Origin of the sequence: Lonsdalea britannica, assembly GCF_002111595.1 — a bacterium.
In the GTDB taxonomy this organism is placed as follows: Bacteria; Pseudomonadota; Gammaproteobacteria; order Enterobacterales; family Enterobacteriaceae; genus Lonsdalea; species Lonsdalea britannica.
Genome location: NZ_LUTN01000010.1, coordinates 18,788 through 45,193, shown reverse-complemented (window position 1 = coordinate 45,193; position 26,406 = coordinate 18,788). Strand labels below are relative to the sequence as shown.

The following is a 26,406-nucleotide window of genomic DNA, read 5'->3' as shown; positions in this document are numbered from 1 at the left end:
ACATATTGACATTCATAGAGGTAAATGACGTGAAATCCATCAACGACTATACAGAACAAGAATTTTTAGAGTTTGTTCGAAAAATATTTAATGTCGACGGGACTACAGAGAAAGAGGATGTCGCAAATGTCCTTGAATTCAAAAGATTGACTGAACATCCAGATGGTTCTGACTTGATTTATTATCCACCAGATGACCGTGAGGATAGTCCTGAGGGGGTAGTCCAAGCGGTTAAAGAGTGGCGGAAATCGCAAGACCTCCCGTTATTTAAAGACTCAAAATGATCATGTAGGCTGACAAATCACTGTCAGCCCCCATACACCCTAAGACTTTATATGTTAGTAGCCATCCCAGACAAGATATCGCAGCACTAAAAAGTGTATTCACAGGGAGAAGTAATCATGATTATGAAAAACAACTTAAGTGACTATACCGAACATGAATTTGAGTTATTTATAAACGATATTTTCCGTGTAAATATCGCAGAAAATGATGAAAAACTTGATGAATTACTTGAGAATTTTGAAAAAATAACATCTCACTCTGATGCTTCGGATCTTTTCTTTTACACACTTGAAGATGACCAATGCACCCCTGATGGTGTTACTAAATACATAAAAGAATGGCGAAAATCGCAAGGATTACCACTTTTCAAAGATTCGCAGTAACCATGGGGAGGATGGTTAGTCCTCTTAGAGAAATAAAACCGCTTTTTTTCTTTATTCAGCAACAATAGAAAATGGCGCAGCCCTGCTTCAAGGACAAATGAAGTTAAAAGCCCCAATAGGGTTAATTTCAGTTGGGAACATCCAACTATAGGGCAGGGTTATCTACGGTACGGGTCAGTCCAGCTCCGAGCGCTGCGCCCTCCCTAAGCCGCCCGTAAAAATAAATATCAACAAGATAGGCTGGGGATGAATAGTCTGGCGGAAATAAAAATGTTTTTTGGATAAAAGAAAAAAAATACATCAATGCCCACGCTGAGTTAGTAGATAGATTTAGGCGTCTCCGCCTCTATTTTTACTTACAGTTTCTTCTAAATTTCAATTTTATAAAATGGTTAATTCCCAACGGGCCCAGATAATCAAATGATGAGTAGTAAAGTAATAGTTTAATAAATAAGACCTCAATGCAATCAATATCATATTACCCACCAACCAATATTAATGAGCCAGGTTGATTATTTCTACTTGAATATTAAAAACCTTCACCGACCAACAAAAGCAGTAAATGAGCTAAAAAACCAATATCAAGGGTACGAGATTGAATAAACCTGTAACGCCGTTGCCGCACACAAAATCAGCTCTTTGAACTAATTTTCATAAAAAAACAGAATATAAAATTAAAAATAAATCAAAATAAGATATATTATAATTATTTAACCACCCAATTTGGTTTAGTCCTTAAAGACCCTATAATTTAAATCAGTATTCATTAACATAAACAGGAGAAGTGGGTAAATTCATTCATCCAATAATGAATTCATGGGTATTAATACCCTGCCATCTATTTAATTAACGTCTACCTTCGCTTGCGATCGTTAATAACAAGCGCTGTGAATTTCAATTACCCTACCTATATATGTCTCTTTGTCATAAGGATACATATAAAGAAGTGGTCACCTATGACTGAGGAATAATATGAAAACAGTACGTTCTCTTGCTCTTTCCCTGTTGAGCACCGCGCTAACATTGTCTTTTGTTGGCGCGGCTCATGCGGCTACCGGGTCATTGACCGGTGAGATTGGCGTTCAACTTACCATTGGCGAAGGTTGTACGGTTTCCAACAATAATTCATCCGGCGGCACGAATGAATGGGGAACCTTGAACTTTGGTGAATACGCCGACTTGACCAACGCCGTCAACGGGACCGTTATCGGTAAAGATGGCAGTAGCACGGTGTCCATCACCTGCAGTAATGGCCTATCCCCTTCTTTAGCGCTGGATGGCGGCTTATACGGTTCTTCCTCTGTTCGTAATTTGTCATCCAACGGCGGCAGCACCGTCATTCCTTACCACTTGTATTCAGACAGCGGCCGTAGTTCAGAAATCGCGATTAACGGCTCCATGTCTCTGAATGCTGACGGCAGCGCGCAGAGCATTCCGATCTATGGCCGTATTTCTCCGGCGGATCAGTCTACTACCGCTCCGGCATCCGGTACTTATACCGATATCGTGACCGCTACATTGTCCTGGTAAAACAGGCGATCAGGGAGAGACGCATTGAGGTTCGTTATTGAGGCAGGTTCGGTAAAGCGTTTGTGGCAGTGGATGCCGCTTTTCGCTGGCCTGCTTGTATCTCCCTGTGCGCCGGCCAGCAGCGTTAGCAAACAGTTCACGGTAGCGGCCGTCATCAACAGCGGCTGCGTATTCGGCAATAGCGCCAAAAGTACAACCTCCAGTTTGGGCACCTTGAACTTTGGCGAGAAAGCCTTTTTGGATAGCAACGTTGACGTCACAAGCACCAGCGGTGGCGGCTCTATTGTCGTGACATGTACGCCCGGCCTCGCCATCAGTATTGCGATGGACTATGGGGTGAATGGCGGAAATAGCGCGTCCCGCTACATGGTAAGAGCCAACAGCAGCGACACCATTGCCTACCAGCTCTATCAGGATGCCGGACGCAGCATTGTCTGGGGAACGGGTTCTCTGGCCTATGGCGTCTCTTCTTTTCCCACCGGTACGCAAACTTATCCGGTCTATGGCCGTCTGTTTTCATCCAGCACTCAACCTTCGGCAGGCACGTATACAGACACGGTCACAGTAACACTTACTTATTGAAAAAATTGAATAAAATGGAAATAACTCTCACAAAATGGCATTTGGCGATTTTTGCAGTTTTGCTCGGTTTATTCACCTCTTCCGCTCTTGCGGCCAGCTCGGTTTTAGTATGGCCGATTTATCAGGTCATCGAGTCGGATGAAAAGGGATCCGCTCTCTGGCTGGAAAATCGCGGCTCAACACCGGTGACGCTGCAGATCCGTGTCTTGGCCTGGCAGCAACAGGACAGCAAGGATCGTTACGCGAATCAGACTGATGCTATCGCCAGCCCACCGTTCGCCACCGTGCAGCCTAATCAACGCCAGATGATCCGGCTCATGAAAACGATCCCTGTCGCGCCGCAAACGGAACGCTCCTATCGCATCGTGATCGATGAAATCCCGACGCTCAATACCGCCGATAATAAGCAATCAGGGTTGAAGCTGCAGATGCGCTATCTGCTGCCGCTGTTTATGACCGGCGACGGTATCGCGCTCAAACCGCCGAAAAATAAACACTCAGACGACTCAATGTTGACCCGCCCGCTACTCAGTTGGCGCCTGATTCGCAAAGGTGACCAGACTGAGCTTGCCATCAAAAACAGCGGCATCGTTCATGCACGACTGAGCAACACCTTCTTTGGCGATAAGCCGCGCGCGACCAAATCGTCTATTTCACTGGCGCAGGGGTTTTTCGCTTATGTTCTGCCAGGGCAGGAGATCCGCTGGCCGCTGCCCGCGAATAAGCGCCCTGCTATGCAAAGCCACCTCTACGCCCAATTAGCCGATAACCACCAGCCAACGCTCATCAGCCCCGCGCCTTAATAAGGGAAGAGAATGCTTATTTTATGCCATGGATATTGGCTGCGGCGCCATATGGGGGTCATCCCCTTCCTCATGTTGACGTGTGGCGCGCCGGAGGCCGCGGCGGAAGAGTATGGGGATTTGCCCAAACCGCCGCAGACCGCGCCCGCCGTCGAAAACACTATGTATTACCTGACGCTGATCGTGAACGGCGTTTCAGATCGTCAGGTCGTTCCGGTGCAGTACATTCGCGGACACTTCTCGGTGGAATCCGGCGTTTTAGCCAAAAACCACGTCCATATCGGGACGCAACGTTCCGGATGGGTCGACGTCAACGCGCTTCCCGAAGTGAAGGTCTATTATGACTCCGGTAATCAGTCTCTGAATCTGACCGTACCATTGGAATGGCTGCCAGAGCAGTCGGCCAATAGCGGAGAGATGGTCAAGGCGACGAAAGCGCAGAGCACGCCCGGTCTGGCGTTTAACTACGATGCGTATTACTTCAAAGGCTATCAGTCCTCGCAAAGCGTGACCACCTGGCTGGAACAGCGGCTGTTCAACGATTACGCCTCATATCCAACACGGGGACCTACTCACACTATTTCGGCAACACTCAAAACGACAGCCGTAACAAAGGATATCTGCGCTACGACACCTTTTGGCGTTACAACGATATCGACGACATGCATACCTTTCAGGCGGGCGATTTCATCAGTAATTCGCTGACCTGGAGCAATTCGGTGCGTATGGGAGGCGTGCGGGTGAGTCGCGATTTCGCCGTACGCCCGGATATCGTCACCTACCCGTTGATTCAATACGCCGGGGCGAATCCCTTGCCGAGTACGGTGGATCTGTTTATCAATGGCTACAAGGCCAGCAGTACCTCGTTGAATTCCGGACCTTTTACGCTTACCAATGTGCCCTATATCAATGGCGCGGGCGAAGCGACGGTCATCACGACCGATGCGCTGGGACGGCAAGTGTCCACCAGCGTCCCCTTTTACGTGTCCAACGCCTTGCTGCGCAAAGGGTTGGATGACTTCGATATGTCTCTCGGGGTTTTACGCCGCAACTATGGCGTGAAAGATGCGGATTACGGTCAGGCGGCGGCCAGCGGTATTTATCGTCGCGGCCTGACGAACTGGCTAACGCTGTCGAGCCATCTGGAAACCTCGGAAGACCTGCTGCTGAGCGGCGTAGGCGGCGATCTCGCCATAGGCCATTGGGGCACGCTGAGCAGCGCCTACAGCCATAGTCAGGACAACGGTCAAGGCGAGCAATTCGTCGTAGGCTACTCCTATTATGCGAATACGATGGGCATCGCGGCGCAGCATGCCGAACGCAGCAACAACTATCGGGATTTAAGCGTGGCCTCCAGTGGCGGCCATCTCAGTAAACAGTCCGATCAGATGACCTTAAGTACCGCGCCGTTTGGACGCGGCAACGGCACGTTAGGGCTGGGCTACTTCGACATTCGCGCTTATGACGACACCCGGACTCGTCTGGCCAACCTCTCCTACAGCTGGTCGATTTGGGACAAGGCCAGCATGTATTTGTCCTTGAATAAAACCATCGGGAGCCACGGCTACGGCGCGCTCCTCCAAATGATCGTTCCGCTGGACAACGGAATGTCCGCCACCGCCAGCGTGCAGAAGAATTCGATAGGCGAATACACCGAGCGCGTGTCGATGACGCGCACCACGCCGACAGACGGCGGTATCGGCTGGAACGTCGCCTACTCGGGCGGCGACAACCACGATCAGCAGGCCAGCCTGACCTGGAAAACACAGCGGGCAACCTATCAGGCAGGCATGTACGGCACGACCTCCGCTTACAACTACTGGGGCGATCTCAGCGGTTCCGTGCTGTATATGGACAACACGTTTTTCGCGGCCAACAAGATTAACGACGCCTTTATCGTCGTCAGCACCGACGGCTATCCCGATGTTCCCGTCAAATATGAAAACCAGCAGGTCGGCACGACCAGCAACACCGGTCACATTCTTGTCCCCTGGGTTAGCGCCTATTATCCGGCTCGCGTTGAAATCGATACGCTGGAACTCCCTTTGGGCATTGATGCCCCCGAGGCCGAACGACGCATAGCCGTCAAGGAAGGCAGCGGCGCGCTGGTGAGATTCAGCGTCCGACAGGTTCATTCGGTCAACCTCAATCTGGTGGACGATAAAAAAGCGGCGCTGCCGGTAGGCTCCTACGTCACGGATACCGTCAGCGGACAAACCGCTATCGTTGGCTATGACGGCCAGGTGTTCATGGAGCAGGTGACGCCGCACATCAAACTGCGCGTGCAGCGTTCAGACAGTGGTATCTGTGTGTTGAATCTCGATTTACCGGACAACAAGCCGGGCATCGCCATTCTGGGAGAGAAAGTGTGTACAGCTACGGGAACGAGGGCGGATACCGCGTCTTCGAAGGATCAATAACATGACTATGTTTCGGTTTTTTATGATGCTGTTGTTGGGGATATCGGGGCTGTCCACGGCCCATGCGGGCTGTAGCTCGTCGTCCAGCAGCTCGACATTCGGCTCCATCAGTTCGTTTTCGCTCGCCAGCAGCGCGCAAACGGTGCAATCCGGTAGCGGGTTCACCTGCTCCGGCAGCCTATTGTCGCTGATCAGCACCAATACGGTGACCGCCACGATCGCGTCCACCAGCAACGCCTCCGGCGCCACGCCGCGGTTGTATAACGCCAGTACCGGTGAATATATCCCCTACACCATTTGCCAGGACTCCGGCTGCAGCGCCACCTACCCGATCGGGGATACCATTAAATGGAGCAGTACCACGCTGCTCGGATTGTTAGGTCTGTTCAATTCCAGCGACGGCACCTTGCCCATCTATCTAAGGACATCGACAGGCGCCAATGTCGCCGCCGGCACTTACACCGACAACATCACGCTGTCCTGGTACTACAAAATCTGTTTTGTCGGGGTTCTGGGTATCTGCGCCTATACCACGGGGACAGACACCTCCGTCGTTCCGGTCTCCATGGTGGTCACCAACGACTGCTATATCGACAGCGCGCCGGACGTAAATTTCGGTACTCAGGCGCTTCCCAGCAGTTTCTCCGCTATCAGCAATGCGCTTAGCGTGCGGTGTACACGCAACGCCACCTACACCGTCGATCTCACCAGCCTGAATGCCAGCAGCGGCGGTTGGCGTCAGATGAACGCGCTCATTAACGGTTCGACCTACGCATTGCAATATCAGTTCTACCGATCGGACGGCACCGCGTGGACCAGCGATAATGACTACGGCGCCACGGGATCCGGAAATTCGCAAAGCATCAGTTACACCGCGAAGATCAATCCAAATCAGAGCAATGTCCCAGCGGGATCTTACAGCGACACAGTAACGGTGACCGTGACCTATTAGCCGAGCAAAGCGAGGCGGACCGGAGCCGGTCAGCCTTGCTCTCAGCGACTATTGGCCCGGATGCTGCTCCAGCCATTTTTGCATCTGTTCGATTTCCGGCTGCTGCGCCTTGATGATGTCTTCCGCCAGTTTACGCAGCTCCGGATCTTTGCCGAATTTCAGCTGTGTCTTCGCCATCGCGATCGCGCCCTGATGATGCGCGATCATCCCTTGGGCGAAGGCGACGTCCGGATTCTGAGTCGACATGCTTTTCATCATATCGCGATGCATGTTGTCCATATCTTGCTGATAAGCCTGCTCGAAATCCGTTGAATGCGGGGTTGTATGGTTTCCATCGTGAGTGCTTTCAACCGCCAGTACGCTTAACGGCGTCAGAAGAAAACCCACTAACAGCCAGTGACGATGCTTCATCATTTACTACCTCATCATGGTGGGGGAAAGAGAAAACATACCCTTTTTATCAGGGGAAAGGTCAAGACGCGACGCATGAAAACGCCGACGGCAGCGCGTAAAAATCGTCGTCACATGGGGAACCGATGATACGACAGGCGATAAAAAACCGCCGGGTGACGGTCAGCGTCGCTCCGGCGGTTAACAGGCCGAGAATTATTGCTCGGCTTTAGGCGCGTGGTCGGGCTTAGGCGCGTGTTCGCCTTTCGCCAGACGCTTTTCAAAGTTCTCGTTGAACTGTTTTTTCTGTTCCGGCGTCAGCACGTTATAAATCTTGTTCTGCGTTTCAAGATGCTTCAGCGTACGCGCCTTGCTGGCCTCTTCCATCTTGTCTACCAGGCTTTCGGCTTTGGCCGCATCAAAGCTCTCGGCAGCAATGACGTCATGCATTGCGGTACGATCTTCCGGTGCTGGACGAGGCGCATCTTTGCGAGCGCTTTCCATGATGTCATGAATTTTCTGCTTCTGGTCTGCGGTCAGGTTCAGGCCTTTAAACATCATGCCATGTTCCTTCCCTTCGCCTGGGCCATGATGTTTCATCATGTGCTCGCCATGCGGCACCGCCGGTTTGCTGTCCTGTGCGTTAGCAAAGCCAGCCGCGCCGAACGCCAGTGCGGAAGCAATCACGATAGCGGTTAATTTAGACATAGACTCCCCTCATATATGGTTTATCAGCATTAATGCCGTTCATCATTCGTTGTCAGGGATGAGTATAGGTCACAGAATTTAAGGTAATGAGAGTAAAGGTAAAACTTTGAAAGGAGAATCGGCGAGAATATCGCCATTTGTGGGCAAAGCGACAATATTACGTAAGCAAACATGAAGGTTAACAGCACAATGCCAGGTTCGAACAACGTGGGGATAAAGGAGAGAGACTGACGCCCCTCCTTGATTCCTCTGTCAGGGCAAAGACTGGCAGAACGCCTCGGCATCTTTGGCCAACGCATCGATATGAGTCCGAATGGCATTGACCTTTTGCAGCAGAGGATTCCGTTCCGGCGAAGCGCTAACCGAATTCATCCGCGCCACCAGCGTTTCTATCTGCTCTCTCAGTTCCGCTTCCTGCTCACGGGCCAGCGTCAACTGCGCATTGAGCTGATAAACGTGCTCGTGCCAACGCTGCTGTTGTTGCTGCACGCTGGACTCCAACGCCTGCAGCGCGCTGTCCAGTCGCGCTTCCCACTCATCAATACACATAGAGATTCCTTTGCCTGAATATCCAGCGAATTATAATGACAGTCTCACTTGACCACAAATCGCCCCATTCAGGCTCAGGCTACGTTAATCAGACTAGCGGCGTTTGGCAGCGCTTTTGATGGCGCGCAGCACGACAAATTTCGGATTGCTGGCAATGGTTTCGCAATTGCCGAACATACGCTTGAGCTTCTGAAAATAGTTCAGGTGGCGATTTCCGATAATCCGCAGTTCCCCGCCGACGCTAAGACAACGCTTCGCATCCGTAAACATCTGCCAGGCGATATCGCCCGAGATTGCCTGCTGCTGATGAAACGGCGGGTTGCACAGCACGGCCTGCAGACTCCCGTCGGCAATACCGGCCAGTGAGTTATTTACCGCAAACTCGCAGCGGTCGAGATCCTGAGGTCGGTTCAGTTCCACATTCTTCCGGCTTGAGGCCACCGCCATATAGGACTCATCCAGGAAACTGAGGGTGGCCTGAGGATTCAGATCGAGCGCCGTCAGTCCCACAACGCCGTTGCCGCAGCCCAGATCGACCACCTTGCCTTCCAACTGTTGCGGTAAATGCTGCATAAAGAGTCGCGCGCCGATATCCAGCCCGCCGCGCGCAAAGACATTGGCGTGGTTAGCTATCTGGAAACCATTTTCAGGCACCGCCCATTCCGTCAGCGGCAGGCGCTCACTCGGTTCCCGGCCGTCAGGCTGGCAATGAACCAAACGCGCTTTTTTCCAGGCCAGCGACGTCTTGGTCGGGCCCAGAATCTGTTCGAACAACGCGAGCGTCGAGGTATGAATGTCGCGCGCCTTCGCCCCGGCCATGACGACCGTCTGCGGCGTTACCACGTGACTAAGCATCCGTAGTTGGTGTTCCAACAACGCCAGTGTCTTCGGGACTTTAATCACGACCAGCGCCGGAGCGGCGGGCAGATCGGACAGGCTATCCAGCAGCGTGACCCCATTGGCGTCAAAACCGTTCTGCGCCAGATTGTGCCGTGTCGCCAACTGGCTGAGGTATGAATCGCTGATGCAGCAAGGTGATTGCGCCTGCAACCCGCAGGCCAGCGCGCCGAACGCATCGTTGAAAATCAGGCGGGGTCCGTCGCCTAATGGCATATCCGCCAGTTCTCGCAACAGATATTCGTCGGCCGCTTCCCATGCCTGCAGTGCGGTCTCCTGAGCCGAAAGGGGATAGCGCACCAATGTTAAGGTGCTCGTTTCCAGATCGAGTTGGCTCATAGCCTCTCCTGTTAACAATGTAAATTTGCGCTGTTTATCCCCTAAAAGAACGCGGCAGTAAATGCTTTTCTCATATTGGTTTTTTATCAGTCGAGCGCAGCGGGCGGCGGCGTAGACAAGTTCCATCAGACAACGGGCGATATCGGTTTGACCGGGGTCAATATTTCACCTATCTTTAGTCACGCAAAGGGGAGTAACTTCTTCGCCGGTTAGTCGTCATTACAGTGCTCTTGCACTCGGTTACCGGGCAACCTTAATGCGTACGCACATTAAGTTGTAAGTGAGACCTTGCCGGAAGGCGAGGTCCATTTGTGAATAATGCGCGCAAACGGCCCACGCCTTACGACGTGGGCCGTTTTGTTTTTACATTTTAAGGATATGAACTATGGCTTCCATAGGCACACCGTGGTTGTGGGGCAGCTTCGCTGCCATTGTAGTGGTCATGCTAGCGATCGACCTTTTCTCTCAGGGGAAAAAGGGGTCGACGGTCATGACATTCAAGCAGGCGGCCAGTTGGTCCATCGTGTGGGTTACGATGGCCGTGCTGTTCAACGCCGGTTTCTGGTGGTATCTCAACAGCACGATGGGACGGGAGATCGCGGACGCACAGGCGCTGGCCTTCTTTACCGGGTATTTGATTGAAAAAGCGCTGGCCGTCGATAACGTCTTCGTCTGGCTGATGTTGTTTAGTTACTTCTCCATCCCCGCGCAGTATCAGCGTCGCGTGCTGATTTTCGGTGTCCTGGGCGCCATCGTACTGCGTACAATTATGGTGTTCGCGGGCAGCTGGCTGGTCACGCAGTTCCAGTGGTTGCTGTATATCTTCGGCGCATTCTTGCTGTTTACCGGCGTCAAAATGGCGATGGCAAAAGAAGATGACGCGGCGGTCGGCGACAAGCCAGTGGTACGCTGGCTGCGCAAGCACCTCAGAATGACCGACACACTGCAAGGCGAACGTTTCTTCAGCCGCCAGAACGGCGTGCTTTATGCCACGCCGCTGTTTCTGGTGCTGATCATGGTGGAAATCAGCGACGTGATCTTCGCGGTGGACAGTATTCCGGCCATCTTCGCCGTGACGACCGATCCCTTCATCGTACTGACTTCCAACCTCTTCGCCATTTTGGGACTTCGCGCCATGTACTTCCTGTTGTCCGGCGTCGCTGAAAAGTTCTCACTGCTGAAGTACGGTCTGGCGGTGATCCTGATCTTCATCGGGGTCAAAATGATGCTGATCGATCTCTTCCATATCCCGGTATCGCTGTCGCTCGGCATCGTGGCGGCAATACTGTTGGTGACCATACTGATCAATATCTGGGTTAATCGACGCGCGGCACGCTAATCTCATTGACGTCATTTTCACGGCCCTAAATAACACGCCCGGTAAACACCATACCGGGCGTTCTCTTTTTAATATTATCGTCAGGCTTGTCTATACTTTGCCTGTTTATCGCCTTTTTGCAGGGCGGACATAATCGAAACAATAGGAAAAAAAGGTCATAAAACGTCGATTTCTGTCAGTAAGTGTAAAATATGACTGTATCCACGATTATCGCGGCTAAAACCGCGAATTATCTGACTTTTACCGCTGATATTTCCCTATCTCAGCCCTACCTATTTTGTTACAGTTATGGCGTTTTTTTTATGTTTATCGGTAGCAGATTGGGCAAACCCCCTGAAACAGGATGTCAGTCATTTTAACGCGCCGTCACTCCACGGCTGTGATGACCATCCACTGTATTGCCGTCGTCGGTTCAGGCATGCCAGCCTGGAGTCGTTCGAATAATAAAATCAATAAATAACGCGTCATCGAGCAACGTTTCCTTGCCGATGCATCAGGCTAAAGCTGCTTCTCGCCGAAAGAAGCTCTTTTGGCGCAAAATCACGCTACATCAGCAGGATTTGAAACTTACAGTGACCTATTGCCGTTCATTGAGGGCAGCGAATTTATCCCCATGCCGCAGTACAGGAATACCAGATGGAAATGATTAAAGAGCTTCTTAACGCACTCTGGCACCAAAACTTCGACATTCTCGCCAACCCCAAGCTGGTTTGGACGATTTACGGGCTGCTGTTCCTGATCCTCGTTCTGGAAAACGGTTTGCTGCCCGCCGCCTTTCTGCCCGGCGACAGCTGCTGATTCTTGTCGGCGTCCTCATCGCCAAAGGCACCATGAACTACCCTTTTACCATCGCTCTGTTGACCACGGCGGCAAGCCTGGGATGCTGGATGAGCTATCTGCAAGGCAAGTGGCTCGGCAATACCAGGCTGGTGCAAAGTTGGCTTTCTCACCTGCCGGTGCATTACCATCAAAGAGCGCACCAGTTGTTCCACCGTCACGGCCTGTCCGCATTACTGATTGCGCGTTTCCTGGCTTTTATCCGGACGCTGCTACCCACCATTGCCGGGCTATCCGGGCTGAATAACGCCCGTTTCCAGTTCTTCAACTGGATGAGCGCTTTCCTGTGGGTCATCATTTTGGTTTCTCTCGGCTATGCGCTGGGAAACACGCCGGTCTTTCGCAAGTACGAAGGCCAGCTGATGTTTTTCCTGATGATGTTGCCGCTGGTGTTGCTCTGCATCGGATTAGTAGGATCATTGGTTGTACTCAGGCGCAAGAAGCGCGCCGTTCATAGTGGAAAAGGACATTAAGACATGGTGAGCCGCTGGCTGAAAAACAAGCCCGTCTGGCGTCTACTGTTGATGCTGTTGCCTGTAATTATCATGGTCACGTCATCCCGCCATACGCCCGATGAAGTCACGCTGCATATTAGCCCGCAGCGTCAGGGCGCCACGCTACCGGATGGGTTTTATATTTATCAGCGCCTCAGTGAGCGCGGCATTGGTATTGAAAGTATCATCCCCGCGCAGGACAGCATCGTAGTACGGCTGTCTTGTCCGGAACAAAGCCGAGACGCGCGCGACGTGCTGCGCACGGTGCTCCCGCAGGTCAATGTCGTGACTCAGATAGCGAAAAGCGGCCAGCCCGCGCATAAATACTCCCCACCGCCATCGTCTCATTTGGGGTAATCCCTCGGGGTTATCTCATCACTCCCCTTTTGCGCCGTTGCGGCCGCATTTATCGCAACCAACGCAAGGGTTTACCGCACGCCAATAGAAATATCGTCTATAGTTGAATATCAGCTTTCATAACATTAGGGAGTTTTGCTATGTCTCGTGAATCCAATTCAGAACAGCAGCTACGTGAAGAATTACGATCTCTGGGCGACACGCTCGAAGAAGTGCTGCGTAGCTCCAGCGAAAAATCCAAAGGCGACCTGGATAAACTGCGCGAAAAAGCGGAGGGCGTCCTGCAAGAATCCCGTTCACGCCTGAATGAAACCGGTGAGCGCATCAAAGCTCACACGCGTGAGGCGACCGGACAGGCTGAAGACTATATTCGCGAAAAACCCTGGGCTGGCGTTGGGATCGGCGCGGCCGTCGGCCTCGTCGTCGGCATTCTGCTCGCACGTCGTTAATCGCTATGAGTAATCAAGAACGCCAAGGCCCCGCCATCGCCTGCGTCGCAACGGTGAAACGCATCATCACCTTGGTCGCGGGAATGGTCGAGACGCGGGTCAAGCTTGCTGCTGTCGAGCTTGAACAAGAGAAGAGTAATCTGGTCCAGCTGCTGCTGTTGGTAGGGCTAACCCTGATATTCACCACTTTTGGTCTGATGTGTCTGATTGCACTGGTGATTTGGAGCCTGGAACCTGAGTATCGCCTGCTGGGACTCTGCTGGACAACCGGTATTCTGCTGGGACTGGCGGTTATCGGCGGCCTTTGGGCACTGTTGCGCGCGCGTCGCACCACGCTGCTGAAAGAGACCCGCAAAGAGCTGGCTAACGATCGGGCGCTGCTGGAGGAAAAGCTGAAGTGAGCCGTAAACGGTATCTGGCACAGGAAAAAGCGCGACTGGTGAGTCTCATCCACCAGCAACGCATTGAACTGGTCTCAGAAAAAAGGCAGTGGCTTGAAGCGACTGAACCGTGCGATCGCTATTGGCAAAAACTCGTTGGCCTGCGTCATTATCTGATGGCTGGCGCGGGGCTTGTCGCCGTCGTCGGTCTACGACGCCCAGGCCGTCTGCTGAAGGTTGCCCGCAAAGCCGCCGGCGTTTGGGGCGCGATAAAGCTGGTGCGCAACATTCTTCCGCGCGCCTAGTTCAGAAAGGCACCTTTATTAAGACATCGCCATACCTTTCGAGGTATGGCTTTTTTATGCCCTGACGCTTAAATCAATTTAATTGAATAAAAAAGACAGTTTTACTTGCTGTCTTACTTTCACCTTCCCTTCTAACATCACTCTCAACCGTCACACACGGCTAAAAACTCGATGAATTTTTGATAGTTAATCATCATCAGCCAACTGAATCATATTGTTCCGACCGGAGAGAGAATTGATGAAAAAATCAGACAATGTCCTGATATTAGTTGCCCGTATCCTGATGCCAATACTGTTCATTTACGCCGGTTACGGCAAGCTGGGCGACGCCTATGCCGGCACCCAGCAATATATGCAGGCGATGGGTGTCCCCGGCGCATTGCTGCCCCTGACGATTCTTCTGGAGCTGGGGGGCGGGCTGGCCATTCTCTTCGGTTTCCTCACTCGCACCGTCGCGATTTCGACAGCGATATTTACGCTGCTTACCGCGCTTATTTTCCACCACGACTTTGCACAGGCAGGTAATGAGCTGATGTTTATGAAGAACCTGTCCATTACCGGCGGTTATCTCCTACTGTTCGTGACCGGTCCCGGCGCTTTCAGCCTCGACCGCCTGCTGAATAAGCAGTGGTAATCCCCGATACAGGCATGCTGTACTGATTCCAACCGGCCGTGTAAAAGCGCATTAACACGGCCATCAAACCGCTCCGCGCAGGCGGGTTGGAACTCAAGAGATAGCCGGTATAACCTGGCGTTCTGCGCGATACCACTTAAGGGAGGAGAGCACGATGGGACAATTAGTTGAAGGGCAATGGCACGACGTCTGGTATGACACCTCGTCGACGGGCGGACATTTTCAACGCCCACAGACCTCATTCCGCCATTGGGTGACGCCTGATGGCCGCCCCGGCCCCAGCGGTGAAGGCGGATTTTGCGCGGAGCCTGGGCGCTATCACCTGTACGTTTCGCTTGCCTGTCCGTGGGCGCACCGGGCGCTGCTGCTACGCAAACTGAAGGGATTAGAAACGCACATCGGCGTCTCGGTGGTGCATCCTCTGATGCTGGAACACGGCTGGACGTTCGCGACCGATTTCCCGGCAACCACCGGCGACAGACTCTATCAACACAGCTACCTTTATCAGCTATACCTGCACGCCAAACCAGACTACAGCGGCCGCGTGACCGTGCCGGTGTTGTGGGACACGCAGCAACAAACCATCGTCAGTAACGAGTCGGCGGATATTATCCGCATGCTGAACAGCGCGTTTGACGACGTGGGGGCGACGCCGGGCGATTACTTCCCGCTGGCGCTGCGCACAGAGATCGAGGAGCTGAACGAGTGGATTTACCCCCAGGTTAACAATGGCGTCTACAAAGCGGGTTTCGCCACACAGCAAAACGCCTATGACGAGGCGGTCGCACAGCTGTTCGACGCGTTGGATCGGCTGGAGCAGCGTCTAAGTCAGCAACGTTATCTGACCGGTTCACGTCTGACGGAAGCCGATCTGCGGCTGTGGACCACGCTTGTCCGCTTCGATCCGGTCTATCACACCCATTTCAAGTGCGACCGCTGGCGTTTGACGGATTATGAGAATTTGTACGGGTTTACACGGGATATTTATCAGCTGCCGGGTATCGCGGAAACGGTCAATATGGACCACATACGCCATCACTACTACCGTAGCCATGCCACGATTAACCCCTACGGCATTATTTCCGTCGGCCCAGAGCTGTCACTTACCAAACCGCACGACAGAGAGAGCCGCTTCCACCGCTAACTCCCGTCACCCACATGACGGTCAGTCTCCGCGAGACGGCAGAACGGGGGAATTTCCGCACTACCGTCTCGTTGGATCGTGATCAGGGCTCACGCAATACTTTGGGGATTTCCCGTAGTAGCCAGGACTTGGCTTCGCCCATGTTGTCACGGCGCCAGGCCATGATGATCTGGCTTTCGAAAGTGCTTTCCGGACTCACCACGCGCAGACGTCCTTCAGCGATATCCTGAGCCACCAACTCGTAGGGGATCGTCGCAACACCTAATCCAGCAAGCAAAGCCCGGCGCTTATCGTCCATCGTACTCACCGTCAGGCGAGGCTGTTTATCCAACAGCTGTACGGTAAGCACCGGGCGATCGCGCGCGGTATCCGCAATAGCGATCCCCCGATATTTGACTCGGGTCACTTCGGATAACGGTTCAGGTTCGTCATGGATGGGATGATCCGGGCTGGCGACATAAACGCATTTTACCGAATAGAGCTTGCGCGTATTGACCTCCGACGTCGCACGAAAATGCATATCCGGTGAGATCACGATGTCGGCGCGATCCTGTTCCAGCCGTTCCCAGGCGCCTGCCAGCACCTCGGTCAGAATAGAGACCTGCGTATTGGCCTTTTGCGCCAACTTGTCCAGCAGCGGAAAAAGGCGCTCCGTCGGCACCAAGGCTTCCGCGACGATGGTGACATGGGTCTCCCAGCCGCGGGCAAGCGCTTCGGCGTCCGTCGTCAGCTTATCAGCTGCTTCCAGCAGGACTCGCCCACGCTCCAGCAGCATCCTTCCCACATTCGTAAATTTGGTGCGATGACCCGAGCGGTCGAACAGCACCACGTCCAGTTCATCCTCTAATTTTTGCATGGTGTAGCTCAGCGCCGATGGCACTCTGCCCAGCTCATCAGCCGCGGCCGCGAAGCTACCCCGGCGATCGATAGCATCCATCACCCGTAACGCTTCCAATGTTAACGCCCGATCTTTCGACATAGATATTCTCATTCAGGATTTTTGAACGTCCCCACCAGATTAACTAGCTAACAATCTACCGTCCAGCCTATTACCCTTGTAGAGTCGACTAATTACGAGGGCCTGACACCATGATCATTAGCAGAGCAGCAGAGCAATGCGGCAAGGCTGACTACGGGTGGTTGCAGGCGCGATACACCTTTTCTTTCGGCCATTACTTCGACCCCGACCTACTGGGATTCGGCTCATTGCGGGTATTAAATCAGGAAGTCCTGGCCCCCAAGGCCGCCTTTCAGGCGCGCACCTATCCGCGCGTCGATATCCTTAATCTTATTCTGCAAGGCGAAGCCGAATATCGGAACAGCAACGGCAACCACACACAAGCCACAGCCGGCGACGTCATGTTGTTGGCGACCCAGCCCAACCTCAGCTATAGCGAACAGAATATTGCCAGCGATACTCCGCTGACCCGCATTCAACTATGGTTGGACGCCTGCCCGACACGCGAAAACCGCGCATTGCAGCGTATGACATTGAACGGCGATCGCTGTCAGCTGCTGGCTTCTCCAGACGACGAAAATGGCAGTCTGCACCTGAGACAACAGGTTTGGGTTTACCATCTGGATCTGGCCGCGGGAGAGTCGTTGACGCATTCCGTGAAGGGGAATCGCGCCTACATTCAGTCCATCCACGGTGAGCTTGGCCTCCGCTGTCATGCCGATGAGGGCAAGACGTTACATTGCGGCGACGGTGCCTTTATTCAGCAAGAGACCGCCATCACAGTGAATGCGAAAACGCCGGTGCGAGCGCTGTTGATCGACCTGGTGGCGTAACGGATCCCCCGCCTGACTCGGCGTTTTTGCGGAGTCATGGTAAGATAAATCATTATCTTCACCACTTTTCTTCAGGGTTACAGCGATGGATTCAACCGATCCGGTCAAACTTCTTGCCCAGGCTGAGCGACTGTGCCAGCAGCGCAACGTGCGACTCACGCCGCAGCGTCAGGAAGTGCTACGTCTGATGACCCAACAGCCCGGTGCCATCAGCGCCTATGATCTGCTGGACCTGCTGCGTGTCGCTGAACCTCAGGCTAAGCCCCCCACCGTTTATCGCGCATTGGATTTCCTGCTTGAACAGGGATTCATCCACCGCGTGGAATCCACTAACAGCTACGTGCTGTGCCATCATTTTGAAGAACACAGCCACACCTCGGCGTTATTTATCTGCGACCGCTGCCGCCAGGTAACGGAAAGCCCCACCGAGGGCGTCGAAGAGATATTGCAGCAGATTGCGCTCCAGACCGGATTCGCTCTACGACACAGTGTAGTGGAAGCGCACGGCCTGTGCGTTGAATGCAGGAAAGTCGAAGCCTGCGAACATCGTGATAGCTGCAACCACGATCACAGTATCGTCATCAAAAAACGCTGAGCCGCGTGAGGTTTTTAGTGGAGATGTAATCAGCGCCGTACGATGATACTGAGCATGGAATCTGAGAATAAAAGGAATTAAGAAGGGATTAACGAGCAGGCTTGCGATTAACGTTGGATTCGGATGTTATTTCGCCCGTTACGTTCAGCGAGAAAAACCAAACGTAACGGAAGATGCATAAACGGGGCGTTCAGCAAGCAAGTCTATCAACTCCAGTCGCTATTGCGAATGACGCCGACGGCCAACCCTTCAATGGAAAAGTTTTCTTTGCTCAAATCGACGACGATAGGTGAAAACTCTTTATTTTCAGCCAACAACTGTACTTTGTTGCCCTGCTGCTTCAATCGTTTTACCGTCACTTCATCTTCAATGCGCGCCACAACCACCTGACCGTTGTGAACATCCTGCGTTTTATGCACAGCCAGTAAATCGCCATCCAGAATACCGATATCTTTCATCGACATGCCGCTAACTCGCAGCAGAAAATCGGCGTTTGGCTTGAACATGGCCGGATCGACCTGATAATGACATTCGATATGCTGTTCCGCCAGCAGCGGTTCCCCTGCGGCAACACGACCGATCAAAGGCAGTCCGAGAGACTCTTCTTCCATCAACAAACGAATACCGCGAGACGCGCCGGTGACAATCTCAATCACACCTTTACGGGAGAGGGCTTTCAAGTGTTCTTCAGCGGCATTGGGTGAGCGGAATCCCAGCTGTTTAGCGATTTCCGCTCGGGTGGGTGGCATACCGGTTTGTGAGATATGATCGCGAATAAGATCATAAACCTGCTGTTGTCTGGTCGTTAAAGCTTTCATTCCGCCCCCTGGTTGTTTATACAGTTTCGCTGTGAGTATATACAGGGAAACTGCCTATGGGAACTGAGAAATCGCGTTATACCTTGTTTTTCGGCGCCATTCATGAGAGCTGTCACGCAAAATGGCCCCACAGCAAGACACCCCAAACCACGGCCGCTAGCAGGCAAGCAACCAGCACCGCCGCCGAGCCCAAATCTTTCGCTCTTCCTGCAAGCTCATGATATTCCGGGCCAATTCTGTCCACCACAGCTTCGATAGCACTGTTCAGCAACTCGACGATCACAATCAACACGACTGAGCCAATCAATAACAATCTTTCTAATATTGAAACTGGCAACCAACAGGCAATAATAATGCCTGCCAGAGTAAGAATAGTTTCCTGACGAAAGGCCGCTTCATGCCTCCATGCTTGTTTGAGTCCTTGCAACGAATAGCCCGTTGCCTTGACAAGGCGGGTAATCCCGGTCGCCTTATTCATGATCCTTTCTTACTCCTTTTTATTTAGTTTCGAACGCAATTTTCGCGTCACCCCATTGTCTCATGACCACAGATATCCGATAAGGTTTCTGTTATCCTTGCGGCGCATTGCTAATAAGAGGTTCTCAGTTGTTATGTCAGGTTGGCGTAAAATCTACTATAAATTATTGAATTTCCCTCTGAAACTTTTGGTAAAGAGCAAAATCATTCCTCTGGATCCGATTGCTGAGCTGGATATCGATCCTACACGTCCTATTTTCTACGTTCTGCCCTATAACTCCAAAGCGGACTTACTGACGCTGCGCGAAAAGTGCCTCGCGTTGGGGCTGCAGGATCCGCTCGAACCGTTGATTGTCGACGGTCAAGCGCTGCCGAGCTATGTATTCGTCAATAGCGGCCCGCGCGTATTTCGCTATTACGTGCCCAAAGAGAAATCCATCAAGCTTTTTCATGACTATCTGGATCTGCATCGCGACAATCCGTCGCTGGATGTTCAGATGGTGCCGGTTTCAGTCATGTTTGGTCGCTCGCCGGGCCGTGAAGGCCACCAGCAAGAAGCGCCTCAGCTTCGCCTGCTGAACGGTATCGAAAAATTTTTCGCGGTTCTGTGGCTTGGACGCGACAGTTTCGTGCGCTTTTCAACGCCGGTATCGCTGCGCTACATGGCGACAGAGCATGGCACAGACACCACCATCGCTCATAAGCTGGCGCGTGTGGCTCGGATGCATTTCGCCCGTCTGCGTCTGGCCGCCGTTGGTCCGCGTCTGCCGGTCAGGCAGGAACTGTTCAAAAAACTGCTGTCATCGAAAGCCATCGCTAAAGCGGTAGATGACGAGGCGCGAGCGAAGAAAATCTCCCGAGAAAAAGCCCAGCAGAACGCCATTACTATGCTGGAAGAGATCGCCGCCGACTTCTCCTATGAAGCGGTGCGTCTGACAGACCGTGTGCTGGGCTGGACCTGGAATCGGCTATATCAGGGGATTAACGTCCATAACGCCGAGCGCGTACGACAGCTGGCTCAGGACGGCCATGAAATCGTTTATATTCCCTGCCACCGCAGTCACATGGACTATCTGCTGCTGTCTTATGTGCTGTATCACCAGGGGCTGGTGCCGCCACACATTGCCGCGGGCATTAACCTGAACTTCTGGCCGGCGGGGCCTATCTTCCGCCGTCTGGGCGCGTTCTTCATCCGCAGAACCTTCAAAGGCAGCAAGCTCTATTCCACCTTGTTCCGCGAGTACCTCGGTGAACTGTTCACCCGCGGTTATTCGGTAGAGTACTTCGTGGAGGGCGGACGCTCACGCACTGGTCGCCTGCTTGATCCGAAAACCGGTACGCTGGCCATGACGTTGCAGGCCATGCTGCGCGGCGGTACACGCCCCATCACGCTGGTGCCGATTTACATCGGCTACGAGCATGTCATGGAAGTCGGCACGTACTCCAAGGAGCTGCGCGGCGCCACCAAGGAAAAAGAAGGTTTTCTCCAGATGGTGCGTGGGCTGCGCAAGCTGCGAAATCTGGGTCAGGGTTACGTCAACTTTGGCGAACCGTTACCGTTGATGACGTATCTCAACAACAAGGTGCCGCAGTGGCGCGACGCCATTGACCCGATTGAAGCGCAGCGACCCGCCTGGCTGACGCCTACCGTGCAGGACATCGCCTCCAACATCATGGTACGCATCAACAATGCGGCGGCGGCCAACGCGATGAACCTGTGTTCCACCGCCCTGCTGGTGTCTCCACAGCGCGCGATGACCCGTGCGCAGCTCGAAGAACAGCTCGAATGTTATCTGCATCTGATGCGCAACGTGCCGTATACCGAAAACGCGACGACTCCGGATAAAACGCCTGCCGAGCTGATCGATCATGCGCTGAAGATGGACAAGTTCACGGTTGAAAACGACAAGCTGGGCACCATCATCAGCCTCCCAAGCGATCAGGCCGTGCTGATGACCTATTACCGCAACAATATCCAGCACTTGCTGATCCTGCCGTCTCTGATCGCCAGCATCATTGTGCATCATCGACACATTACGCAGGCCGAGCTGTTGCGCCAGGTCACCTTGATTTATCCCTTGCTGAAGGCGGAACTGTTCCTGCACTACGACACCGAGCAACTGGCCGATGTGCTGCAGGCGTTAACGTCCGAGCTGGCGAATCAGCAGTTAATCGTGATTGAAGGAGAAACACTGACGCCGAATAGCGAACGTAGCCGCCCGTTGCAACTACTGGCTGCCGGCGTTATCGAAACGCTGCAGCGGTACGCCATCACTTTCCTGCTGCTCAAAGGCGATCCGACGATCAATCGCGGCACGCTGGAGAAAGAGAGTCGTGCGATGGCACAGCGCCTGTCCCTGCTACACGGTATCAACGCGCCGGAGTTCTTTGATAAGGCCGTCTTCTCGACGCTGGTCAATACGCTGCGTAGCGAAGGCTACATCAGCGATAGCGGGGATGCGGTTCTGGAGAAGGTGCAGGCAATCTATGCGATTTTAGGCGATGTCATTACGCCCGAGGTCAGATTGACGATTGAAAGTCCCGCCGTCGTCGAAACGATGCCGCAGCAGAATAAAGAAGTGAAGTAACACGAGAGGATGTGTGCCTGCGGCAAGTCTGCCGCAGGCCTTGTTGCTAGAGACTCAGTACGATCCCGATGAACAGCGCCATCCCTACGTAGTTGTTATTGCGAAACGCCTTGAAGCAATTATCTCGCTCCCGCCCCGCAATCAGCGTTTGCTGATAAACAAACAATCCCGCAGCGACCAGCAACGCCCCATAGAACACAGCGCCAAGATCGGAAATACGTCCTAAAATCACCATCGCTCCCAGCATCAACAACTGCAGTATACCGATAATAACGGTGTCGTAACGACCGAACAGGATAGCGGTCGACTTCACGCCGATAGTGAGATCGTCATCGCGGTCCACCATCGCATACTCGGTGTCATAGGCCACGGTCCAGCACAGATAGGCGAAAAACATCAGCCAGCAGCTGATTGGCAACGACTCGCTAACGGCGGAATAGGCCATAGGAATAGACCAGCCGAAAGCCGCGCCCAGCACAACCTGAGGAAGGTGGCTGACCCGCTTCATAAAGGGATAAATCCAGGCCAGAACCAGCCCGCCGACCGATAACCAGATCGTCATGGTGTTCAACGTCAGCACCAGCGCAAACGCCACCAGCGCTAAAATGACGAATAGCGCTTTCGCGGACTGTTCACTGACCATGCCACTGGGTAGAGGTCGCGATGCGGTGCGCTTCACATGACCGTCAAAATGACGATCCGCATAATCATTGATGACGCAGCCGGCGGCTCTCATCAAGAAGACGCCTAACACAAACACCCAGAGCGTCCAGCTCGCCGGCGCTCCTCGCCCCGCCAGCCATAACGCCCACAGCGTCGGCCACAGCAGCAACAGAGATCCTATCGGCTTATCGATCCGCATCAGGCGACAATACGCCGTCCACCGTCCTGTCGTTAAAATTCGTTCCAACGCATCGTCTCCTCTCTACCGTTCAGCATCAGAACTGAGCGGAGAATAAATAGGGGCATCAGGCAAAAAAATCTCTGTCAGTAATAACGGGTGACCCGCCAACCGTAACCGTGAGCGGCGAGCCCACAGATCGCCACGACGACCCGGGTTGATAAAGTCACGCTCTGGCGTCCCAGCTTGAAACAAATATCGCCCAAGCGGAGCACTTCCGATGCGTGCCAACGCGAGGTTGGACATCTGCAGCGTGCGCTCAGGGATCACCGTACGACCGAATAACCAGGGCCTGCCGTCGCCGTACAGCGTCACTTCCCGCAGCCAGAAGCGGTCACTGACCGGCAACAGAGGTAACGCCTCCCCTGAGTCCGAAGGCGAGATAAAACCTTCATGGGTGACTTCCACATCAAGACGCTGGCAATGCGTTTCCAAGCGAGTGGTCATTGAATCTCGATGGCCAAGCCAATCGGCGACGGCGGCGGGGACATCGGCGAACTCGCACCATGTCACCGGGCGCAGGAGATCTACAGTCTCATCAGTCATCGTTCCCTCCTCGCCTCGGGTTTAGTAAATAAAGTAAACGATTTCCATTGTAGCGTAGAATAGCGCACTGATAATCCGTTCTGCCCTTGCGGTGCATGATCTGCATGATTTTCATACTTTCTTTACGCCCAAAACACGCTTGAAGACAATAACCGGTTTTCGAGCCACATAGAGTCAGGATAACGAGTTCATGCCTGCCACACATCTAAATTTCATCATATTTCAATGCAATGACACCAGAATGTATTCACGCGTCACCGCCCGTTGAATGCGCTATTAATACAATAAAAATCCAGCTATTAATAGGGCGGCTTATTTTCACTTTTCGCGATTAGAACAGCTTGCGATGAAAAAGGCTAATTGTCTGATTGTAGAGATAAAAAACCATACAATCATAATGGATAATCCCTCTCCTTAGGAAATAGACTTCAGTGCGTCAGATGCCAAAAAAACAAACCCCATCTCTTTAAAGGTTTCTCTGTATTATTCATAAACCCCCATCGCGGGTTTATTTCGCACCGAGGATTGCGCTCAAAATACAATTAACTTTGTCATTGATAAGCGACGTTTTTTGTTCGCGACATCCACGACGTTCCTTTTATTTTCCCTCTCTATATGAAGGGTATTTAATCGTCCATTTCTTTGCTCAAAAATTAAGGTCCCGCCAATATCCTGTCATAACCGACGCAGCGCATGGCGTCGGCTCAAGGTGAACGACAACGCAAGTAAAATGCATCGCCGCAAGACATAAAAAAACGACCGGTCAATGTTGACCCGGTCGTTTTTTATCGGCTATCAAGGCCTGGGGGAAACCTGCGGCGTGAAGCACGCTGTCAGTCTGCCCCCGAGCTGATGATACGATGCTTAACGCATCTTACATCATGCCGCCCATACCGCCCATGCCGCCCATACCTGCAGCGCCTAAGTCCGCTTTATCTTCTTTCGGCAGATCAGTCACCATACATTCGGTGGTGATCATCAGGCCAGCAACAGAAGAAGCGTACTGCAGAGCAGAACGAGTCACTTTGGTCGGATCCAGGATACCCATGTCGATCATGTTGCCGTACTGTTCGCTCGCGGCGTTGTAACCGTAGTTACCTTCGCCCGCTTTCACGTTGTTGGCAACAACAGACGGCTCTTCACCGGCGTTGGCGACGATCTGACGCAGCGGGGATTCCATCGCGCGCAGCGCAACACGGATACCCACGTTCTGATCTTCGTTTTCGCCAGTCAGAGAACGGATGGCGTTAGCCACGCGAACCAGCGCAACACCACCACCGGCAACCACGCCTTCTTCAACCGCAGCACGAGTTGCGTGCAGGGCATCTTCAACGCGCGCTTTTTTCTCTTTCATTTCAACTTCGGTAGCCGCACCGACTTTGATAACGGCAACGCCGCCAGCCAGTTTCGCTACGCGTTCCTGCAGTTTTTCACGATCGTAGTCAGAGGTCGCTTCTTCGATCTGCTGACGAATCTGAGAAACACGGCCCTGAATGGTCGCTTCTTCACCCAGACCATCAATCACAGTGGTGGTGTCTTTGGTGATGACAACGCGCTTAGCCTGACCCAGATCTTCCAGGGTCGCTTTTTCCAGTTCCAGACCGATTTCTTCAGAGATCACGGTACCAGAGGTCAGCGTCGCGATATCCTGCAGCATCGCTTTACGACGGTCGCCGAAGCCCGGTGCTTTCACAGCCGCGACTTTCACGATACCGCGCATGGTGTTCACAACCAGAGTCGCCAGGGCTTCGCCTTCAACGTCTTCAGCGATGATCAGCAGCGGTTTGCCGGCTTTAGCAACGGCTTCCAGTACCGGCAGCAGTTCGCGGATGTTGGAGATCTTTTTGTCAGCCAGCAGGATGTAAGGACTTTCCAGCTCAACAGAACCGGTTTCCGGCTTGTTGATGAAGTAAGGAGACAGGTAACCACGGTCGAACTGCATACCTTCAACAACGTCCAGTTCGTCCTGCAGGCCAGTGCCTTCTTCAACGGTGATCACGCCTTCTTTACCCACTTTTTCCATGGCTTCAGCAATCAGCTTGCCCACGGTGTCGTCGGAGTTGGCGGAGATGGTACCTACCTGAGCAATGGCTTTGGAGTCAGAGCAAGGCACAGACAGTTTTTTCAATTCTTCGACCGCGGCGATAACGGCTTTGTCGATCCCGCGTTTCAGATCCATCGGGTTCATACCCGCGGCAACGGCTTTCAGACCTTCGTTGACGATGGACTGCGCCAGTACGGTAGCGGTAGTGGTACCGTCACCGGCAGCGTCGTTCGCTTTGGAAGCCACTTCTTTGACCATCTGCGCACCCATGTTTTCGAACTTGTCTTCCAGTTCGATTTCGCGGGCGACGGACACGCCGTCTTTGGTGATGGTCGGCGCGCCGAAGGATTTATCCAGCACTACGTTACGACCTTTCGGCCCCAGAGTGACTTTCACTGCATCTGCCAGTACGTTCACGCCGCGAAGCATTTTGACTCGTGCGTCGTTACCGAAAATTACGTCTTTAGCTGCCATTGGTTGTTTCCCTTAAATTCGTTCAGTTCAGAGGATTACGCGCGATTAGGCTTCAACGATTGCCAGAATGTCGCCTTCGGACATGATCAGGACTTCATCGTTGTCGATTTTTTCTGTCTTCACGCCGTAACCATCATTGAAAATAACGATATCGCCAACTTTCACATCCAGCGGTTTAACTTCACCGTTTTCCAGGATACGCCCATGACCCACAGCCAGGACTTCGCCACGGGTGGATTTACCCGCTGCAGAACCGGTCAGAACGATGCCGCCAGCAGATTTTGATTCAACTTCTTTGCGCTTGACGATAACGCGGTCATGCAATGGACGAATTTTCATTGATAGCTCTCCTTTGAGAAAGTCCATGTCAGTTTAGGTAACATGCCGGATACGCT

The 26,406-nt window shown here is 52.9% G+C and carries 29 protein-coding genes and 1 pseudogene; 19 read left to right on the top strand and 11 right to left on the bottom strand.

Annotated elements, in window-relative coordinates:
• Nucleotides 1–29: 29 nt before the first annotated feature.
• The 8 genes from AU509_RS09935 (at nucleotide 30) to AU509_RS09905 (ending at nucleotide 6,955) form a co-directional block, all read left to right on the top strand.
• Complete coding sequence (locus AU509_RS09935) at nucleotides 30–284, top strand: bacteriocin immunity protein (RefSeq protein ID WP_094118250.1); 255 nt, start codon at nucleotides 30–32, stop codon at nucleotides 282–284.
• A 117-nt stretch (nucleotides 285–401) separates the two neighbouring features.
• Entirely contained in the window at nucleotides 402–668 is a 267-nt protein-coding gene (locus AU509_RS09930) for a bacteriocin immunity protein (protein ID WP_094118249.1), read from the top strand.
• A gap of 972 nt (nucleotides 669–1,640) precedes the next feature.
• The gene (locus tag AU509_RS09925) at nucleotides 1,641–2,198 is read left to right on the top strand and encodes a Csu type fimbrial protein (RefSeq protein ID WP_085653756.1); all 558 of its coding nucleotides are present in this window, start codon (nucleotides 1,641–1,643) and stop codon (nucleotides 2,196–2,198) included.
• A gap of 72 nt (nucleotides 2,199–2,270) precedes the next feature.
• Nucleotides 2,271–2,780: a Csu type fimbrial protein gene (locus AU509_RS09920; RefSeq protein WP_085653757.1), complete on the top strand. Its 510-nt coding sequence runs from the start codon at nucleotides 2,271–2,273 to the stop codon at nucleotides 2,778–2,780.
• A gap of 14 nt (nucleotides 2,781–2,794) precedes the next feature.
• On the top strand, nucleotides 2,795–3,583 hold the full coding sequence (locus AU509_RS09915) for a fimbrial biogenesis chaperone (protein WP_085653762.1): 789 nt from the start codon (nucleotides 2,795–2,797) through the stop codon (nucleotides 3,581–3,583).
• A 12-nt stretch (nucleotides 3,584–3,595) separates the two neighbouring features.
• Nucleotides 3,596–4,288 (top strand): hypothetical protein, encoded by a 693-nt coding sequence (locus AU509_RS17815; RefSeq protein ID WP_139824041.1) that lies wholly within the window; start codon nucleotides 3,596–3,598, stop codon nucleotides 4,286–4,288.
• The gene (locus AU509_RS09910; RefSeq protein WP_100053516.1) at nucleotides 4,246–6,003 is read left to right on the top strand and encodes a fimbria/pilus outer membrane usher protein; all 1,758 of its coding nucleotides are present in this window, start codon (nucleotides 4,246–4,248) and stop codon (nucleotides 6,001–6,003) included. The genes AU509_RS17815 and AU509_RS09910 overlap by 43 nt, the downstream gene beginning before the upstream one ends.
• Before the next feature lies 1 nt (nucleotide 6,004).
• Nucleotides 6,005–6,955, top strand: coding sequence for a Csu type fimbrial protein (locus AU509_RS09905; RefSeq protein ID WP_100053515.1), 951 nt, complete (start codon nucleotides 6,005–6,007; stop codon nucleotides 6,953–6,955).
• Nucleotides 6,956–7,003: 48 nt separating this feature from the next.
• On the opposite strand, the gene copM is transcribed toward AU509_RS09905, so the two are convergent.
• The 4 genes from copM to rlmG form a co-directional block, all read right to left on the bottom strand.
• Entirely contained in the window at nucleotides 7,004–7,366 is a 363-nt protein-coding gene (gene copM / locus AU509_RS09900) for a CopM family metallochaperone (protein ID WP_085653764.1), read from the bottom strand.
• A gap of 195 nt (nucleotides 7,367–7,561) precedes the next feature.
• Complete coding sequence (spy, locus tag AU509_RS09895) at nucleotides 7,562–8,053, bottom strand: ATP-independent periplasmic protein-refolding chaperone Spy (RefSeq protein ID WP_094118248.1); 492 nt, start codon at nucleotides 8,051–8,053, stop codon at nucleotides 7,562–7,564.
• A gap of 252 nt (nucleotides 8,054–8,305) precedes the next feature.
• Nucleotides 8,306–8,602, bottom strand: coding sequence for a hypothetical protein (locus AU509_RS09890; RefSeq protein ID WP_085653760.1), 297 nt, complete (start codon nucleotides 8,600–8,602; stop codon nucleotides 8,306–8,308).
• Between the two features lie 93 nt (nucleotides 8,603–8,695).
• Entirely contained in the window at nucleotides 8,696–9,838 is a 1,143-nt protein-coding gene (gene rlmG, locus AU509_RS09885) for a 23S rRNA (guanine(1835)-N(2))-methyltransferase RlmG (RefSeq protein ID WP_085653761.1), read from the bottom strand.
• A gap of 385 nt (nucleotides 9,839–10,223) precedes the next feature.
• On the opposite strand from rlmG, the gene AU509_RS09880 reads away from it, so the two are divergent.
• The 8 genes and pseudogenes from AU509_RS09880 to AU509_RS09845 all read left to right on the top strand — a co-directional run bounded on the left by AU509_RS09880 (nucleotide 10,224) and on the right by AU509_RS09845 (nucleotide 15,777).
• Nucleotides 10,224–11,177, top strand: a complete 954-nt coding sequence (locus AU509_RS09880) for a TerC family protein (RefSeq protein WP_085653458.1) — start codon at nucleotides 10,224–10,226, stop codon at nucleotides 11,175–11,177.
• 636 nt (nucleotides 11,178–11,813) lie between these two features.
• Nucleotides 11,814–12,487: pseudogene (locus AU509_RS09875) on the top strand (DedA family protein).
• Between the two features lie 3 nt (nucleotides 12,488–12,490).
• Complete coding sequence (gene mzrA, locus AU509_RS09870; RefSeq protein ID WP_085653460.1) at nucleotides 12,491–12,865, top strand: EnvZ/OmpR regulon moderator MzrA; 375 nt, start codon at nucleotides 12,491–12,493, stop codon at nucleotides 12,863–12,865.
• Nucleotides 12,866–13,005: 140 nt separating this feature from the next.
• Nucleotides 13,006–13,314 carry a DUF883 family protein gene (locus AU509_RS09865; protein WP_085653461.1) on the top strand — a complete coding sequence of 103 codons (309 nt, stop codon included), beginning with the start codon at nucleotides 13,006–13,008 and terminating at the stop codon, nucleotides 13,312–13,314.
• A gap of 5 nt (nucleotides 13,315–13,319) precedes the next feature.
• A complete protein-coding gene (locus tag AU509_RS09860; RefSeq protein ID WP_085653462.1) occupies nucleotides 13,320–13,715 on the top strand; it encodes a phage holin family protein in 396 nt (131 codons plus the stop codon).
• Nucleotides 13,712–13,999, top strand: coding sequence for a YqjK-like family protein (locus AU509_RS09855; RefSeq protein ID WP_094118247.1), 288 nt, complete (start codon nucleotides 13,712–13,714; stop codon nucleotides 13,997–13,999). Before AU509_RS09860 ends, AU509_RS09855 begins: the two co-directional genes overlap by 4 nt.
• Before the next feature lie 238 nt (nucleotides 14,000–14,237).
• Nucleotides 14,238–14,633: a DoxX family protein gene (locus tag AU509_RS09850; protein WP_094118246.1), complete on the top strand. Its 396-nt coding sequence runs from the start codon at nucleotides 14,238–14,240 to the stop codon at nucleotides 14,631–14,633.
• 154 nt (nucleotides 14,634–14,787) lie between these two features.
• Entirely contained in the window at nucleotides 14,788–15,777 is a 990-nt protein-coding gene (locus tag AU509_RS09845; RefSeq protein WP_094118245.1) for a glutathione S-transferase family protein, read from the top strand.
• 82 nt (nucleotides 15,778–15,859) lie between these two features.
• Here AU509_RS09845 and AU509_RS09840 read toward each other — a convergent pair whose 3' ends face one another.
• The gene (locus AU509_RS09840; RefSeq protein WP_094118244.1) at nucleotides 15,860–16,756 is read right to left on the bottom strand and encodes a LysR family transcriptional regulator; all 897 of its coding nucleotides are present in this window, start codon (nucleotides 16,754–16,756) and stop codon (nucleotides 15,860–15,862) included.
• A 110-nt stretch (nucleotides 16,757–16,866) separates the two neighbouring features.
• On the opposite strand from AU509_RS09840, the gene AU509_RS09835 reads away from it, so the two are divergent.
• Both AU509_RS09835 and zur read left to right on the top strand, forming a co-directional pair.
• Complete coding sequence (locus AU509_RS09835) at nucleotides 16,867–17,568, top strand: pirin family protein (protein ID WP_094118243.1); 702 nt, start codon at nucleotides 16,867–16,869, stop codon at nucleotides 17,566–17,568.
• Between the two features lie 85 nt (nucleotides 17,569–17,653).
• Nucleotides 17,654–18,163 (top strand): zinc uptake transcriptional repressor Zur, encoded by a 510-nt coding sequence (zur, locus tag AU509_RS09830; RefSeq protein ID WP_094118242.1) that lies wholly within the window; start codon nucleotides 17,654–17,656, stop codon nucleotides 18,161–18,163.
• 206 nt (nucleotides 18,164–18,369) lie between these two features.
• On the opposite strand, the gene lexA is transcribed toward zur, so the two are convergent.
• Together lexA and AU509_RS09820 are read right to left on the bottom strand one after the other, a co-directional pair.
• The gene (lexA, locus tag AU509_RS09825; protein ID WP_085653469.1) at nucleotides 18,370–18,981 is read right to left on the bottom strand and encodes a transcriptional repressor LexA; all 612 of its coding nucleotides are present in this window, start codon (nucleotides 18,979–18,981) and stop codon (nucleotides 18,370–18,372) included.
• Nucleotides 18,982–19,093: 112 nt separating this feature from the next.
• Nucleotides 19,094–19,462, bottom strand: coding sequence for a diacylglycerol kinase (locus AU509_RS09820; RefSeq protein WP_176223473.1), 369 nt, complete (start codon nucleotides 19,460–19,462; stop codon nucleotides 19,094–19,096).
• A gap of 130 nt (nucleotides 19,463–19,592) precedes the next feature.
• Here AU509_RS09820 and plsB point away from each other — a divergent pair, with 130 nt between their 5' ends.
• Nucleotides 19,593–22,046: a glycerol-3-phosphate 1-O-acyltransferase PlsB gene (gene plsB / locus AU509_RS09815; protein WP_094118241.1), complete on the top strand. Its 2,454-nt coding sequence runs from the start codon at nucleotides 19,593–19,595 to the stop codon at nucleotides 22,044–22,046.
• 46 nt (nucleotides 22,047–22,092) lie between these two features.
• Here plsB and ubiA read toward each other — a convergent pair whose 3' ends face one another.
• The 4 genes from ubiA to AU509_RS09795 all read right to left on the bottom strand — a co-directional run bounded on the left by ubiA (nucleotide 22,093) and on the right by AU509_RS09795 (nucleotide 26,350).
• Entirely contained in the window at nucleotides 22,093–22,956 is an 864-nt protein-coding gene (gene ubiA, locus AU509_RS09810) for a 4-hydroxybenzoate octaprenyltransferase (RefSeq protein WP_094118240.1), read from the bottom strand.
• Nucleotides 22,957–22,971: 15 nt separating this feature from the next.
• A complete protein-coding gene (gene ubiC / locus AU509_RS09805) occupies nucleotides 22,972–23,493 on the bottom strand; it encodes a chorismate lyase (RefSeq protein WP_094118239.1) in 522 nt (173 codons plus the stop codon).
• A gap of 874 nt (nucleotides 23,494–24,367) precedes the next feature.
• The gene (groL, locus tag AU509_RS09800; RefSeq protein ID WP_085653474.1) at nucleotides 24,368–26,011 is read right to left on the bottom strand and encodes a chaperonin GroEL; all 1,644 of its coding nucleotides are present in this window, start codon (nucleotides 26,009–26,011) and stop codon (nucleotides 24,368–24,370) included.
• Between the two features lie 45 nt (nucleotides 26,012–26,056).
• The gene (locus AU509_RS09795; RefSeq protein ID WP_026739589.1) at nucleotides 26,057–26,350 is read right to left on the bottom strand and encodes a co-chaperone GroES; all 294 of its coding nucleotides are present in this window, start codon (nucleotides 26,348–26,350) and stop codon (nucleotides 26,057–26,059) included.
• Nucleotides 26,351–26,406: the final 56 nt, after the last annotated feature.

What these genes read in the sequence shown, in the direction of transcription:
- AU509_RS09930 (WP_094118249.1), top strand. Translation starts at nt 402, where the DNA reads ATGATTATGAAAAACAACTTAAGTGACTATACCGAACATGAATTTGAG.
- AU509_RS09925 (WP_085653756.1), top strand. Translation starts at nt 1,641, where the DNA reads ATGAAAACAGTACGTTCTCTTGCTCTTTCCCTGTTGAGCACCGCGCTA.
- AU509_RS09920 (WP_085653757.1), top strand. Translation starts at nt 2,271, where the DNA reads ATGCCGCTTTTCGCTGGCCTGCTTGTATCTCCCTGTGCGCCGGCCAGC.
- AU509_RS09915 (WP_085653762.1), top strand. Translation starts at nt 2,795, where the DNA reads ATGGAAATAACTCTCACAAAATGGCATTTGGCGATTTTTGCAGTTTTG.
- AU509_RS17815 (WP_139824041.1), top strand. Translation starts at nt 3,596, where the DNA reads ATGCTTATTTTATGCCATGGATATTGGCTGCGGCGCCATATGGGGGTC.
- AU509_RS09910 (WP_100053516.1), top strand. Translation starts at nt 4,246, where the DNA reads ATGCATACCTTTCAGGCGGGCGATTTCATCAGTAATTCGCTGACCTGG.
- AU509_RS09905 (WP_100053515.1), top strand. Translation starts at nt 6,005, where the DNA reads ATGACTATGTTTCGGTTTTTTATGATGCTGTTGTTGGGGATATCGGGG.
- copM (WP_085653764.1), bottom strand. Translation starts at nt 7,366, where the DNA reads ATGAAGCATCGTCACTGGCTGTTAGTGGGTTTTCTTCTGACGCCGTTA.
- spy (WP_094118248.1), bottom strand. Translation starts at nt 8,053, where the DNA reads ATGTCTAAATTAACCGCTATCGTGATTGCTTCCGCACTGGCGTTCGGC.
- AU509_RS09890 (WP_085653760.1), bottom strand. Translation starts at nt 8,602, where the DNA reads ATGTGTATTGATGAGTGGGAAGCGCGACTGGACAGCGCGCTGCAGGCG.
- rlmG (WP_085653761.1), bottom strand. Translation starts at nt 9,838, where the DNA reads ATGAGCCAACTCGATCTGGAAACGAGCACCTTAACATTGGTGCGCTAT.
- AU509_RS09880 (WP_085653458.1), top strand. Translation starts at nt 10,224, where the DNA reads ATGGCTTCCATAGGCACACCGTGGTTGTGGGGCAGCTTCGCTGCCATT.
- mzrA (WP_085653460.1), top strand. Translation starts at nt 12,491, where the DNA reads ATGGTGAGCCGCTGGCTGAAAAACAAGCCCGTCTGGCGTCTACTGTTG.
- AU509_RS09865 (WP_085653461.1), top strand. Translation starts at nt 13,006, where the DNA reads ATGTCTCGTGAATCCAATTCAGAACAGCAGCTACGTGAAGAATTACGA.
- AU509_RS09860 (WP_085653462.1), top strand. Translation starts at nt 13,320, where the DNA reads ATGAGTAATCAAGAACGCCAAGGCCCCGCCATCGCCTGCGTCGCAACG.
- AU509_RS09850 (WP_094118246.1), top strand. Translation starts at nt 14,238, where the DNA reads ATGAAAAAATCAGACAATGTCCTGATATTAGTTGCCCGTATCCTGATG.
- AU509_RS09845 (WP_094118245.1), top strand. Translation starts at nt 14,788, where the DNA reads ATGGGACAATTAGTTGAAGGGCAATGGCACGACGTCTGGTATGACACC.
- AU509_RS09840 (WP_094118244.1), bottom strand. Translation starts at nt 16,756, where the DNA reads ATGTCGAAAGATCGGGCGTTAACATTGGAAGCGTTACGGGTGATGGAT.
- AU509_RS09835 (WP_094118243.1), top strand. Translation starts at nt 16,867, where the DNA reads ATGATCATTAGCAGAGCAGCAGAGCAATGCGGCAAGGCTGACTACGGG.
- zur (WP_094118242.1), top strand. Translation starts at nt 17,654, where the DNA reads ATGGATTCAACCGATCCGGTCAAACTTCTTGCCCAGGCTGAGCGACTG.
- lexA (WP_085653469.1), bottom strand. Translation starts at nt 18,981, where the DNA reads ATGAAAGCTTTAACGACCAGACAACAGCAGGTTTATGATCTTATTCGC.
- plsB (WP_094118241.1), top strand. Translation starts at nt 19,593, where the DNA reads ATGTCAGGTTGGCGTAAAATCTACTATAAATTATTGAATTTCCCTCTG.
- ubiC (WP_094118239.1), bottom strand. Translation starts at nt 23,493, where the DNA reads ATGACTGATGAGACTGTAGATCTCCTGCGCCCGGTGACATGGTGCGAG.
- groL (WP_085653474.1), bottom strand. Translation starts at nt 26,011, where the DNA reads ATGGCAGCTAAAGACGTAATTTTCGGTAACGACGCACGAGTCAAAATG.
- AU509_RS09795 (WP_026739589.1), bottom strand. Translation starts at nt 26,350, where the DNA reads ATGAAAATTCGTCCATTGCATGACCGCGTTATCGTCAAGCGCAAAGAA.